12 protein-coding genes are annotated in these 13,228 nt (G+C 65.2%); 7 read left to right on the forward strand and 5 right to left on the reverse strand.

From position 1 onward, the window contains the following. Nucleotides 1–57: 57 nt before the first annotated feature. Nucleotides 58–1,032, forward strand: coding sequence for a 2-hydroxyacid dehydrogenase (locus tag QM470_RS17500; protein WP_283340155.1), 975 nt, complete (start codon nt 58–60; stop codon nt 1,030–1,032). Between the two features lie 71 nt (nt 1,033–1,103). On the opposite strand, the gene QM470_RS17505 is transcribed toward QM470_RS17500, so the two are convergent. Next, nucleotides 1,104–2,216, reverse strand: coding sequence for a malate/lactate/ureidoglycolate dehydrogenase (locus QM470_RS17505; RefSeq protein ID WP_283340156.1), 1,113 nt, complete (start codon nt 2,214–2,216; stop codon nt 1,104–1,106). Between the two features lie 262 nt (nt 2,217–2,478). Between QM470_RS17505 and QM470_RS17510 the strand changes: the two genes are divergently transcribed. After that, nucleotides 2,479–4,320: a Na/Pi cotransporter family protein gene (locus QM470_RS17510; RefSeq protein ID WP_272971411.1), complete on the forward strand. Its 1,842-nt coding sequence runs from the start codon at nt 2,479–2,481 to the stop codon at nt 4,318–4,320. Nucleotides 4,321–4,447: 127 nt separating this feature from the next. Here the strand turns inward: QM470_RS17510 and QM470_RS17515 are convergent, their stop codons facing one another. The 4 genes from QM470_RS17515 to QM470_RS17530 form a co-directional block, all read right to left on the reverse strand. After that, complete coding sequence (locus QM470_RS17515) at nt 4,448–5,485, reverse strand: DctP family TRAP transporter solute-binding subunit (protein ID WP_066540912.1); 1,038 nt, start codon at nt 5,483–5,485, stop codon at nt 4,448–4,450. Between the two features lie 44 nt (nt 5,486–5,529). Continuing rightward, a complete protein-coding gene (locus QM470_RS17520; protein ID WP_218334229.1) occupies nt 5,530–6,828 on the reverse strand; it encodes a TRAP transporter large permease in 1,299 nt (432 codons plus the stop codon). After that, nucleotides 6,825–7,388: a TRAP transporter small permease gene (locus tag QM470_RS17525; protein ID WP_218334230.1), complete on the reverse strand. Its 564-nt coding sequence runs from the start codon at nt 7,386–7,388 to the stop codon at nt 6,825–6,827. The genes QM470_RS17520 and QM470_RS17525 overlap by 4 nt, the downstream gene beginning before the upstream one ends. Nucleotides 7,389–7,799: 411 nt before the next feature. Further along, the gene (locus QM470_RS17530) at nt 7,800–8,495 is read right to left on the reverse strand and encodes a hypothetical protein (RefSeq protein ID WP_283340157.1); all 696 of its coding nucleotides are present in this window, start codon (nt 8,493–8,495) and stop codon (nt 7,800–7,802) included. 284 nt (nt 8,496–8,779) lie between these two features. Between QM470_RS17530 and QM470_RS17535 the strand changes: the two genes are divergently transcribed. From QM470_RS17535 to QM470_RS17555, 5 genes are all read left to right on the forward strand, one after another. Beyond that, nucleotides 8,780–9,721: a LysR substrate-binding domain-containing protein gene (locus QM470_RS17535; RefSeq protein ID WP_172591766.1), complete on the forward strand. Its 942-nt coding sequence runs from the start codon at nt 8,780–8,782 to the stop codon at nt 9,719–9,721. A 288-nt stretch (nt 9,722–10,009) separates the two neighbouring features. Continuing rightward, entirely contained in the window at nt 10,010–10,909 is a 900-nt protein-coding gene (locus QM470_RS17540; protein ID WP_192334791.1) for an amino acid ABC transporter substrate-binding protein, read from the forward strand. A 106-nt stretch (nt 10,910–11,015) separates the two neighbouring features. Further along, on the forward strand, nt 11,016–11,771 hold the full coding sequence (locus tag QM470_RS17545; protein WP_218334232.1) for an amino acid ABC transporter permease: 756 nt from the start codon (nt 11,016–11,018) through the stop codon (nt 11,769–11,771). 1 nt (nt 11,772) lies between these two features. Then, the gene (locus tag QM470_RS17550; RefSeq protein ID WP_066540906.1) at nt 11,773–12,444 is read left to right on the forward strand and encodes an amino acid ABC transporter permease; all 672 of its coding nucleotides are present in this window, start codon (nt 11,773–11,775) and stop codon (nt 12,442–12,444) included. Between the two features lie 32 nt (nt 12,445–12,476). Continuing rightward, nucleotides 12,477–13,214 (forward strand): amino acid ABC transporter ATP-binding protein, encoded by a 738-nt coding sequence (locus QM470_RS17555; RefSeq protein WP_115594620.1) that lies wholly within the window; start codon nt 12,477–12,479, stop codon nt 13,212–13,214. Nucleotides 13,215–13,228 lie beyond the last annotated feature (14 nt).

A 13,228-nucleotide genomic window follows, 5' to 3' on the forward strand; every position in this document is an offset into this window, starting at 1 on the left:
CGCAGGGAATGCGGTACGGTCGGGGCTGTGTTTCCTGCGTTCCCCTGAAAGACTCTCATGACTTCCGCTACCGCCCCCATCGCCGCCGCCTCCCGCCCCATCCTGCTGATCAACACCGTCGTTGCCGACGAGGATCTGCAGCAGATTGCCCAGCGCCTGCCCAGTCTGGAACTGGTCTACGCGCCCGAACCCGCCGCCGCCGAGGCGGCGCTGCAGCAGCACGCTGCGCGCGTGCAGGTGGTGCTGACCATCGGCTCCGTGGGTTTGAGTGCGGTGCAGATGGACCAACTGCCGGCTTTGCAACTGGTCTGCGCGCTGGGGGCCGGCTACGAGAAAGTGGACGTGGCCCATGCCCGCACGCGTGGCATTGCCACCGGCAACGGTGCGGGCACCAATGACAGCTGCGTGGCCGACCACACCCTGGCCCTGGTGCTGGCCAGCGTGCGCCAGCTGGACTACTACGGTGCACAGCTGCGTGCCGGGGTGTGGCGCACCACGCTGCCGCTGCCCGCGGGCATCACCGGCAAGCGCCTGGGCGTGCTGGGTCTGGGCACCATCGGCCGCAAGATCGCGCTGCGTGCCCAGGCGTTCGAGATGGAGGTGGGCTACCACAACCGCTCGCCCAAGGCCGATGCACCGTGGACCTACTTCGACAGCCTGCTGGCGCTGGCGGAATGGGCCGATGTGCTGGTGGTGGCCACGCCTGGCGGCGCCGGGACCCTGCACCTGGTGGATGCCTCCGTGATGCGCGCCCTGGGCCCGCAGGGCCACCTGGTCAACATCGCCCGCGGCAGCGTGGTGGATACCCAGGCCCTGGCCGCTGCGCTGCGCAGCGGCGAGCTGGGTTTTGCCGCGCTGGACGTGTACGAGAGCGAGCCGCTCGCTCCCCAGGATCTGCTGGATCTGCCCAATGCACTGCTGACGCCGCACGTGGCCGGATGGTCGCCCGAATCGGTGCAGGCCACGGTGGACCGCTTTGTGGCCAATGTGCAGGCCCATCTGGCCGGTCGCCCGCTGGTCTCGCCGGTCTGAGCGGTCTCTGCCAGCAGCCTGGCGCCGACATGCAAGGCCGCAGGGTCAAGGAGTGAGCAGCTGCGGCTTGCTCAGGAACCGGTCTGCACCAGCGCGGACAGCGGCCCCGGCCCGCTGCCGCGTGCGGCCTGCACCTGGGCCGCTGCACGGTCCAGCTCGGCCAGCGTGGCGGCATCCAGGGGGATGGCCTGGGCACGGGCGCGGCGCATGGCCTGTTCGGGCTCTCCGGGCACGGCAATGCCTGGCACGCCGGGCTGGCATTCAGCGGAGCGCACCCAGTCGATAAAGGCCTGCACCTCGTGGCCCAGCGTGGCGCTGCTACCCAGACGGGCCGGATCGAACACAATGGCCAGCATGTTGTTCCACACGCCGGCGTTGCGCTGCAGTGTGGCGGGGCGGATGGTCTGGCCGCCGGCCACGGCCGCACCCAGCAATTCGCACATGAACGCCAGCGCATAGCCTTTGTGCCCGGCCACCGGGCCGCCGAAGGTCTGCAGCGCACCCATGTCGTCACCGGTGGCCGGGTACATGGCCTGCGGGTCGGTGGTGGGGGCACCGTCGGCATCCAGCAGGCAGCCGGCCGGCACGGCGTGGCCCTGGTTCAGCGCCACGCGCACCTTGCCCATGGCGATGGCGCTGGTGGCGAAGTCCAGCAGCAGCGGGGGCGCACCGTCGACCGGCACGCCGATGGTGAAGGGGTTGGTGCCAAAGCGGGCCTGGCGCCCGCCCCAGGGCGCGACCAAGGCACTGGAGAGCACGTTCACGAAATGGATGGCAATCAGTCCGGCGCGGCAGGCCTGCTCGGCCCAGTGGCCCACGCGGCCGATGTGGTGGCTGTGGTGCAGGCCCAGGATGCACACCCCGTGCTGCTGCGCGCGGGTGATGGCCAGGGCCATGGCTTCCTCGGCCACGGCCTGGCCCATGCCGCACTGGCCGTCCAGATTCAGCAGGCTGCCGCCGTCGTGCACCACGCGCACCGACTGGTTGAGTTGCAGCGCATCGGCCTGCCAGGACAGCACATAGCGCGGCACCATGCCCACGCCGTGGGAGTCGTGGCCGCTGAGGTTGGCCTGCACCAGGTGGTCGGCGGTCAGGGCTGCTTCGCGGGCGTTGGAGCCGGCGGCGGTCCACAGGTCCTGCACCCAGCGGTGCAGCGTGGCGGGAGCAATCAGGGCGTGGGACATGGCGGCAAGGGGAAGCGGAGGTGCTGCCAGCTTGCAAAGCACGCAGCGCAGGGGCAACCCGGGAAACCATGAGGTGCCGTCGCACAGGTGTCGCATTGCGCGGTGCCCGCGGGCGTGCTGCAATGGCGTCGCAAGAGGCGGTTGATGCAGGTCAAGTGCGGGCAGGCCCTGAGATGGACCGCTTCCGCTAAGCTCAGCCGCTTTTCCATATGCCCGCCATATGCCTTCCATATGACCGCCGTATGACAACGGGAGATCCTCCGTGCTGGCCGCAGCGTATTCCACGTATTCCAAACATTCGCTGATTGCGCTGGCCGCCGGGGCGCTGGCCTGGTCGTTCTGGTTCAGCCCGGGCTGGCTCACGCTGTGCGCCGGTCTGGCGCTGTTCCTGTTCGGTATGCAGCAACTGGAACAGGGGCTCAAAAGCCTGGCCGGGGGGCGCCTGCAGACGCTGCTGGCCGCCAGCACGGCCACCCCGGGCAAAGGTCTGCTGTTCGGCTGTGTGGCCACCTTTTTGCTGCAGTCCAGCACCTTGGTGTCGCTGCTGACGATTGCGTTTCTGAGCACCGGCCTGATCACCCTGGCGGGCAGCCTGGCCGTGCTGTTTGGCGCCAACCTGGGAGCCACCAGCGGCATCTGGCTGCTGGCCATGGCCGGCCAGAACCTGAGCATGGCGCCACTGGCCATGCCGCTGCTGGTGTTCGGGGTGCTGCTGGGCTTTTCCGGTGCCCGCGGTGCGGCCATCGGGCGGTTGTTGCTGGGCATCGGTCTGATCTTTCTGGGCATTGACGAGATCAAGCAGGGCTTCACCAGCTTTGGCGACATGGACCTGCAGCGTTACAGCGCCGACGGTCTGCAGGGCGCGTTGCTGTTTGTGGCCGTCGGGGCGCTGATCACCGTGGTGGTGCAGTCCAGCCACGCCACCTTGATGCTGACGCTGGCGGCCCTGGGCAGCGGCCAGCTGGAGCTGCAGCAGTCGCTGTGCATCGCGATCGGCTCCAATGTGGGCTCCAGCGTATCTACGGCCGTGATGGGCATGATCGGCAGCAGCCGCAGCGGCCAGCGCCTGGCCATTGCCCATGTGGTGTTCAACTGCAGCACGGCCGTGGTCAGCTTTGCGCTGCTGTCACCGCTGAGCTGGCTGGTGGTGCAGGCCACGGGGTGGTTTGGCGCGGGCAGCAATCTGCTGATCCAGCTGGCGCTGTTCCATACCCTGTTCAATGTGCTGGGAGTGCTGTTGTTCTGGCCCTGGCAGCCGCAGCTGGCGGCGGCGCTCACGCGCTGGCTGCCGGACAAGGCCGAGCCCGCCGTGCTGATCGCCACCCAGACCGAGCAGGCCGCCGAAGCCACGCAGGCCCGCTACCTGCAGACCAGTGCGCTGCAGACCACCGAAAGCGCGGCACGTGCCGTGGCCCAGGAGCTGCAGCACATGGGGCGGCTGAGCCTGGAAGTGATCTGCCATGCGCTGTACTGCCCCTTGGCCATGCTGGAAGACCCGCCGCGCGACGATGCCCAGTTGCGCGCCCGGGTGGAGCTGCAGCGTGTGGATGCCGACCGGCTCTACCAGCTGCACATCAAGGGCGTGTACGCCCAGCTGCTGGCCTTCATGGGCAAGGTGGACCTGCCGGCCGACCCGGCCCAGCAACAGTTCTGGCACGACAGCCAGGTGGCCGCCTTCCAGATGGTGGATGCCGTCAAGAACGCCCACCGCCTGCAGCGCAATATGCACCGCTACCTGCCGGAGCCCACCGAGAGTGCGGCGCGGCGCAGCTATATCGAGCTGCGCCACCATGTGCTGCTGGCGCTGCGCGATGTGCGCGCACTGGGCCGCTCCGATGCGCCGGACACCGAATGGGCTGCCCAGCTGCAGGCACTGGACGACCGCAACCAGAACTTTGCCGACCAGTTTCGCCAGCACCTGTTCGCCGGCATCCGCAGCGGGGCCTTGCCCGGCCTGGTGGCGAGCTCGCTGATGAATGATCTGGGGTTTGCGCAGCGCATGCTGGCCAGTCTGCGCCAGGTGCTGCTGCTGGGCGAGGGTCACGCCGTGGCGCGCCAGATGGAAGTGCTGATGGGGGAGGCGCCGCTGATCGAAGGGCTGTGAGTGCGGCGCACTGCGGGCGCCCGACCGGGAGCGCTGGGGGCAGCAGCAGAATCTGAACTGCGCTGCAGCGCCCCGTGCAGCCGGGGCACGCCGCTGCCAGGCGGCAGCGATGTGCCCGTGGCGCTGTTTACTTGCGGCTGCCGGCGATGGCCTTCTCGGCCATGTCCACCAGGTTGGTGCCGATCTGGGGCTTCCACTTGGTGTAGACGCTCTTGGTGGCGTCGGCAAACACCTTGCGCTGTGCCGCATTCAGGTCGACCACCGTCACGCCCAGGCCTTCCAGGTCCTTGACCAGCGGCTTGCCGGGCTCCACCAGCCCCTTGCGTGCGATGGCGATCTGTTCCTTGGCCGCGTCCAGTGCGGCCTGCTTGACGATGGCCTGGTCGGCCGGAGTCCAGCTGGCCCACACGTCCTTGTTCACCACAAACACCAGCGGGTCGTTCATGTAGCCCCACAGCGTCATGTGCTTCTGGCCCACGGACTGCAGCTTGGCGGCCATGTACACGGCAATCGGGTTCTCCTGGCCATCCACGGCGCTGCTGGCCATGGCGGGCTGGGCATCGGCCCAGCTCATCTGCGTGGGGTTGGCGCCCAGGGCGGTGAAGGTGTCCAGGAACAGCGGGGAACCGACCACGCGGATCTTCAGACCCTTGAGGTCTTCGGGCTTGGTGATGGCCTTCTTGGAGTTGGAGATCTCGCGGTAGCCGTTCTCGCCCCAGGCCAGCGGTAGCACGCCGGCCTTGTCGATGGTCTTGAAGATTTCCTTGCCGGTGTCGCCCTGCACCACGGCGTCCACGGCCGCGTAGTCGGGGAACAGGAAGGGCAGCGAGAACAGGTTCAGTGCCTTGACCTGGGGCGACCAGTTGATGGTGGAGCCCACGGCCATGTCGATCACGCCCTGGCGGATGGCGCTGAACTCACGCGTCTGGTCGCCCTGCACCAGCGAGGTGCCGGGGTAGAGCTTGATGTTGATGCGGCCCTGGGTGCGCTCACGCACCTTGTCGGCCCAGATTTCGCCACCCTTGCCCCAGGGGAAGGCGGTGCCCAGCACCAGGGACATGCGGTATTCGCTCTTGTACTTGGTCTCGGCCATGGCGGAAGGCAGGGCAAAGGCCAGGGTGGCGGCGGCCGCCACGGCGGTGGTCAGGAAAGTGCGCAGTTGCATGGTTTTGTCTCCTTATAGGTTGGGAATCGGAACCGGGGGAACACTCAATAGCCCAGCTTCGCCGGGAGCCACAGCGCCAGCTGCGGGAAGGCAATGACCAGCACCATGACCAGGAACATGGCCAGCAGCATCCAGCCCACCCAGCGCACGGTGGACTCCATGCGCACACCGGCGATGCGGCAGGACACCATCAGGTTGACCGCCAGCGGTGGGGTGAACTGGCCCAACGCCACCTTGAGCGTGAGGATCACGCCGAACCACACGGGGTCCCAGTGGTAGTGGTTCATGATGGGCAGCAGCAGCGGCACAAAGATCAGGAAGATGGAGATGCCGTCCAGGAACATGCCCACGGTGATGAGCAGCAGGATCAGCAGCGCCATCACGCCGTATTCGCCCAGGCCGGAGTTCACGATGGCGGCGGCCACCGGGTCGATCACGCCCAGGGTGGACAGGGAGAAGGCAAAGATGCCGGCCAGCGAGACCACGATCAGGATCACGGCGGACAGCTCGCCCGCTTCGCGCAGGATGGGGTAGAGGTCGCGCACGCGGATGGTGCGGTGAATGACCATGCCCACGAACAGGCCGTAGAACACGGCCACCACGGCGGCTTCGGTGGGGGTGAACCAGCCGGCGCGCATGCCGCCCAGGATCAGCACCGGCGCGGCCAGGCCCCAGGAGGCTTCCTTCAGGCTCTTCCAGAAAGCCGGGCGGGGCAGGGTGGCTTCCAGTGCCCCCATCTTGTGCCGGCGTGCCATCCATACGGCCGGCACGATCAGGGCAATTCCCGCCAGCACGCCGGGCACCATGCCGGCGGCAAACAGGGCCGGCACCGAGGCGCCGGGCACCAGCACCGAGTAGATGATGAAGGCCACGGATGGCGGGATCAGGATGTCGGTCGCTGCGGCAGCGCCCACCACGCTGGCGGAGAAGCTCTTGGGGTAGCCGGCGCGGCTCATGGCGGCAATCATCACGCCGCCCACGGCGGCGGCATTGGCCGGGCCGGAGCCCGAGATGCCGCCCAGGAACATGGCCACGCAGATGGCCACCAGCGGCAGCATGCCGGGGCCGCGGCCCACGATGGCGATGGCGAAGTTGACCAGGCGCAAGGCCACGCCCGAGCGGTCAAAGATGGAGCCCACCAGAACGAACATGGGGATCGCCAGCAGCGGGTACTTGCCCAGGCCGGCATAGAAGTTCTGCGGCACGGCCAGCAGGCCGAACCACTGGGTATCGGCATTGGCCAGCGCAATCGCGGCCGCACCGGCCAGGCCTAGGGCAGCGCCAATGGGCACGCCGACGAACATCAGGCCTAGAAAGGCCAGAAACAGCAGGGTGGCGATCATGGGGCCTCCTTGCCGGAGGCTTCGATGGTCTCGTCTTCGGTGAAGGCGCCGGGCTTGCCCTGGCGCACAAACAGGCCCAGGGCGCGCAGGGTGATCAGGGCTGACACCAGGGGCAGCCAGATCGAATACCACCACTGCGGCACGCCAATGCCGGGCGAGGTCTCTTCAAAGCGGTAATCGTCCCAGACCACACGCACGCTGAGCACGGCGATCACCGCAAACAGCAGGGCCACCATCAGCGTGCCGAAGCGCGCCAGTGCACGGCGGCGGGCCACGGAGCCCCGGTCGGCAAAGAACTCGATGCGGATGTGCTGGTTGCGCGCCACCGCACCGGAGCCGGCCACCAGGGCCAGCAGGATCATCAGGAACACCGAGATTTCTTCGGTCCAGGCGAAGGAGGAGTCGGTGAAGTAGCGCACCAGCACATTGGCAAAGGTGATCAGGGCCAGTGCGGCCATGATGGCCACCGTCAGCCAGTCTTCGATGCGCAGGGAGCGAGGCTCATCCGGGCGCGCGCCGGCATCGGCCGCACCTTCGGTCTCGGGAGGAATGGAGGACATGAACGCGGGAAGTCAGAAAAACACACATGGTTGAAATGCAGTCCCTCTACCGCCGCGGCGTTGTGCACCGTGAGGTGTGGAGTGGAGAACGCACCGGTGGGTGCGCTGGGGCATTATCGAGGAACAACGCGGCACGGCCTGTCGTCAAACAATAGGCATTTCCCTTGGTTTGGAGCATCCGCGCAACGAATGCGCAAGGCCTGTCAGAGGTCGGCCGCGATCGCCGGCTGCCTGCGGCGGTCGGCGGGCACGGCAGCGGCTTCACCCCCTGAACGGCAACCGGCCCTCACAAGGGCCGGTGTGCAGAGGGCCGGGCGGCGCTGCGTTCGCGGTTGCCACGCCGGGCCCATGGGCATGGGCACGGGCGCGCGCCGGGGTGGCACCGCCGGGTGCCACATCACCGGCAGGATGTCACGCCGCGGCCTTTTTACCCGCCTTGGGGCTGCTGCGCCCGGTGGTGGCACTGGTTGCGGCAGACTTCTTGGCCGCGGTGGCGCGCACTGACTTGGCCGGGGTTTTGGCGGGTGCGGCGACTGCCTTGGTGCGGACCGTCTTGGCGGCGGAGGTGGTGGCGGTTTTGGCTGCCGTAGAGGGCGTTGCACGTTTTTTGGCGGCAGGCTTGGGGGTGGCGGCGCGCGACTGCACGACTTCCTGCGCCACATCGGCTGCCGCGCGTCGGGTGCGCGCCAGCTGCCGTGGGGTGGTGCCTTTCATCCCGCGCATGGCGATGTCGGCCTTGCCTGTGGGCTTGCCTGGCGCCCGCTTGGCAGCAGGTGCTTTCTTGCTGGCCTGGCCGGGAGGGCTTTGCACCTTCTCGAATTGGGCCTCGAAACGGCCCAGCACTTCCTGCATCACATCGGCTTTGACGTCGGTGCGGAGATTGGCCGTGCCCGTCACCTTGCGCGGGGTGGCCGCAGCGGTCGCGGTGCGCACGGTCTGGCGCTGGTAGAGGTCGCGGTACTTGTCGCGCAGCGCACGTGCACGGGAAATCTTGCCCACCAGCTGCCGGGCGTTGAAGGCCTTGATGGCGCCGATGCGGCTGGCCTGGAACAGTTCCAGCTCCGGCTTGGTCAACAGATTCTGGACTTGGCGGGTGGTGTAGCTCACGGCTTCTCCTGGTTGGGAGATGTGCCGTGCCAGAGCGACACGGCGCATCATGCTGCTATCACTTCGATAGTTATTGGGATTTTCTCGAGATGTCGTAGGACAGGGGCAGGCTTTCGCTTCAGACAGTGCCTACAGCACCATGCGGGTGCGTGGCGATGGGAAAGCGGGTGTTGTGCGTGCGAAGACCGCTGAATACAGCGGTTTTGCGCACTTCCCTGGTGCGCGGGAGGGCGTTGCATGCCAACTATGCATTCCATGCATAGCGCTCGCAGATAATGGCGGACATGGAAACCAAATGGCTCGAAGACTTTGTCAGCCTGGCTGAAACTCGCAGTTTCAGCCGGTCCGCGCAACTGCGTCATGTCACCCAACCGGCGTTCTCGCGGCGCATCCAGGCGCTGGAAGCCTGGGCAGGCACCGATCTGGTGGATCGCAGCTCCTATCCCACGCGGCTGACGCCCGCGGGCAAGACTATGTACGACCAGGCGCTGGAGATGCTGCAGTCGCTGCAAAGCACGCGCACCATGCTGCGCTCGCACGTCAGCGCGGGCAAGGGCATGGTCGGTTTTGCGGTCCCGCACACGTTGGCGTTCACCTTTTTCCCGGCCTGGGTGTCGGCCTTGCATGAGCAGTTCGGCCCCTTCAAGAGCCGCCTGATCGCGCTGAATGTGCATGACGCGGTGATGCGCCTGGTGGAAGGCGGCTGTGACCTGCTGATCGCCTACCACCACTCTTCCCAGCCGCTGCAGCTGGACGCCAACAAATACGAGATGGTCAGCCTGGGCCAGGAACTGCTGGCCCCGTACTCCAAGCCCGACGCACAGGGACGCCCGCTGTACGCGCTGCCCGGCACGGCGGGGCAGCCGCTGCCTTTCCTGGGCTATGCGCCCGGCGCCTACCTGGGCCGGGTGACCGAGCTGATCCTGAAGGATGCGGGCATCCCCATCCACCTGGACCGGGTGTACGAAACGGATATGGCCGAAGGCCTGAAAGCCATGGCACTGGAAGGCCATGGGATTGCCTTCCTGCCCTTCAGTGCGGTACGCAAGGAACTGGAGAGCGGGCGCCTGGTGCAGGCGGCTCCGGCCGAGCTGACCCAGTTCCAAATGCCTATGGATGTCAGGGCTTATAGGGAAAAACCTGTCGGCAAGGATGGGGGCAACAGCGTTGCCCATGCACTGTGGACGTTTCTGCAGGAGCAGGGTGCAGGCACACTGCCCACCTGATGCAGGCTGTGCATACTTTCCAAACAACGCGGCATTGGCGGAGAGTGCCTACTTGCATATGATGCGGCAACCCGGCGCCCGGGCAGAACCTGGCATGAAAATTTCTTACCTAGAGATTTACACGCATACAGGTCAAATCCTGACGACACGGTCACGTGGTGGACACATACTGCGATCCAGCGCAAGCTTGGTTGCACAATGTGCTCCCAGGATGTGAGCATGGCAGGCATCGCTGGTGGTGCGGCCTGCCGTCCTGCGTTGGACCCTATCTATTGAGGAGATACAGATATGAAGAAGCATTTGCTGGCCGTTGCTGTGGCCGCTCTGGCTGCAGGCAGCGCGATGGCGCAAGCCAATGACACCCTGGCCAAGGTCAAGTCCTCCGGCAGCATCACGCTGGGCGTGCGCGAGTCCTCGGGCGCTCTGGCCTATACGCTGGGTGACGGCAAGTACGTGGGCTTCCACACCGAGATGGCCGAGAACATCGTCAAGGACATCCAGAAGCAACTGGGCGTGGCCAAGGTCGACGTCAAGTACCAGCCTGTGACTTCGCAGAACCGTATCCCCCTGGTGGTGAACGGCACGGTGGACCTGGAGTGCGGCTCCACCACCAATGACCTGAACCGCCAGAAGGATGTGGACTTCGCCAACACCACCTACATGGAGCAGGTGCGCATTGCGGTGAAGGCCAACTCCGGCATCAACGACATCAAGGATCTGAACGGCAAGACCGTGGCCACCACCACGGGCACCACTTCGGTGCAACTGCTGCGCCAGAACAAGCGTGCCGAAGGCATCGACTTCAAGAACATCATGGGCAAGGACCATGCCGACAGCTTCCTGCTGCTGGAAACCGGTCGCGCCGATGCGTTCGTGATGGACGGCTCCATCCTGATGGGCAACATCTCCAAGTCCAAGGCTCCCAAGGACTTCAAGCTGGTGGGTGAACCCCTGTCGACCGAACCCATCGCCTGCATGGTGCGCAAGAGCGATCCGGCTTTCCTGAAGGCCGTGAACGACTCCATCGCCCGCCAGGTCAAGGACGGTTCGCTGGAGAAGCTGTACGACAAGTGGTTCATGCAACCCATCCCGCCGGCCAACCAGAAGGTGGGTCTGCCGCTGTCGGAGTCGACCAAGAACGCCTGGCTGCACCCCAACAACAAGCCCAAGGAAGATTTCAACAAGTAAATCGGCCCGGTGACGCCCCTGCGGTGCCTGGCATCGCCAGGGGCGTTTTTTGTTGGGCGGGCGCCGTGGGCCGCGCCCGTAGTTGAAATTTTGTGAAGGAAATCCTATGGCATGGGATTGGCAGATGTTCTGCGAAGACACCCTGGAGCGCACGCAGGTGCAAGGGTGTTTCGGCAAGAACGGTGACATCACCTACCTGGACTGGATGTTGTCGGCCTGGGGCTGGACCATCTCGGTTTCGTTGCTGGCACTGCTGCTGGCATTGGCGGCGGGTATCGTGATCGGCACATTGCGCACTTTGCCCGACCACCCGTGGGTCGTGCGCTTTGGCAATGCATGGGTGGAGTTTTTCCGCAACATCCCCCTGCTGGTGCAAATTTTTCTCTGGTACCACGTGGTGCCTTCGCTGTTCCCGGCGATGAAGTCGGTTTCCGGCTTTGTGCTGGTGGTGCTGGCTCTGGGCTTTTTCACCTCGGCGCGTATTGCCGAGCAGGTGCGCTCCGGTATCCAGGCGCTGCCGCGTGGTCAGCGTTATGCCGGTATGGCCGTGGGCTTCACGACCTGGCAGACCTACCGCTATGTGCTGCTGCCCAACGCGTTCCGCATCATCATTCCGCCGCTGACCAGCGAGACGATGAACATCTTCAAGAACTCGTCCGTGGCGTTTGCCGTGTCGGTGACCGAGCTGACCATGTTCGCCATGCAGGCCCAGGAAGAAACCGGCCGGGGCATCGAGGTCTACATGGCGGTGACAGGTCTGTATGTCATCTCGGCCTTTGCGATCAACCGCATCATGGCTTTCATCGAGAAGCGCTCCCGCGTGCCGGGCATGATCAGCGCATCGGGTGCGGGAGGACACTGATATGAACTTGGCACTCGACTTCTCGTTCTACAACTGGGACCTGGTCCAGAACTTCATCCTCAAGGGGCTGATGTTCAGTGTCACCCTGACGGTGGTGGCCACGCTGGGCGGTATCTTCTTCGGTACCCTGCTGGCGCTGATGCGCCTGTCGGGCAAGCAATGGCTGATCGTGCCGGCCACGATCTACGTCAACGGCATGCGCTCCATCCCGCTGGTGATGGTGATTCTGTGGTTCTTCCTGCTGGTGCCGCTGGTCATCGGCCGCCCGATCGGTGCGGAACTGTCGGCCGTCATCACCTTCGTGGCATTCGAGGCAGCGTATTTCTCGGAAATCATGCGGGCCGGCATCCAGTCCATCCCGCGTGGCCAGGTGTTTGCCGGCCAGGCGCTGGGCATGACCTATGGCCAGAACATGCGTCTGGTGGTGCTGCCACAGGCTTTCCGCAACATGCTGCCGGTGCTGCTGACGCAGACCATCATCCTGTTCCAGGACACCTCGCTGGTCTACGCCATTGGCGCCTACGACATGCTCAAGGGCTTTGAAGTGGCGGGCAAGAATTATGGTCGCCCGATGGAGGCCTATATCGCTGCCGCCGTCATCTACTTCATCATCTGCTTCGCTCTGTCGTGGCTGGTGAAGCGTCTGCACAAGAAGATCGCCATCATTCGCTGAGCGGCGTATCACCCAGACTCTGAGGAATACTCATGATCGAACTCAAAAACGTTTCCAAGTGGTACGGCAGCTTCCAGGTGCTCAACGACTGCTCCACCAGCATCAACAAAGGTGAGGTGGTGGTGGTGTGCGGCCCGTCGGGCTCCGGCAAGTCCACGCTGATCAAGACCATCAATGCGCTGGAGCCGGTGCAAAAAGGCGAGATCTATGTGAACGGCACCGCCGTGCACGATCCCAAGACCGATCTGCCCAAGCTGCGCTCCAAGGTGGGCATGGTGTTCCAGCATTTCGAGCTGTTCCCCCACCTGACGGTGACCGAGAACCTGACCATTGCCCAGATCAAGGTGCTGGGTCGCTCGGCAGACGATGCCAAGGTGCGTGGCCTGAAGATGCTGGACCGCGTGGGCCTGACCGCACACAAGGACAAGTTCCCCGGTCAGCTCTCCGGTGGTCAGCAGCAGCGCGTGGCGATTGCCCGTGCGCTGTCCATGGACCCCATCGTGATGCTGTTTGACGAACCCACTTCCGCACTGGACCCCGAAATGGTGGGCGAAGTGCTGGACGTGATGGTGGGCCTGGCCAACGAAGGCATGACCATGATGTGCGTGACGCACGAAATGGGCTTTGCCAAGAAGGTGGCCAGCCGCGTGATCTTCATGGACGTGGGTGGCAAGATTCTGGAAGACTGCACCAAGGAAGATTTCTTTGGCAAGCCCGACGAACGCCAGCCGCGTACCAAGGACTTTCTCAGCAAGATCCTGCAGCACTGACCGGACCGCATGTC

The sequence above is a fragment of the Comamonas sp. 17RB genome, from assembly GCF_030056555.1.
In the GTDB taxonomy this organism is placed as follows: domain Bacteria; phylum Pseudomonadota; class Gammaproteobacteria; order Burkholderiales; family Burkholderiaceae_C; genus Comamonas; species Comamonas terrigena.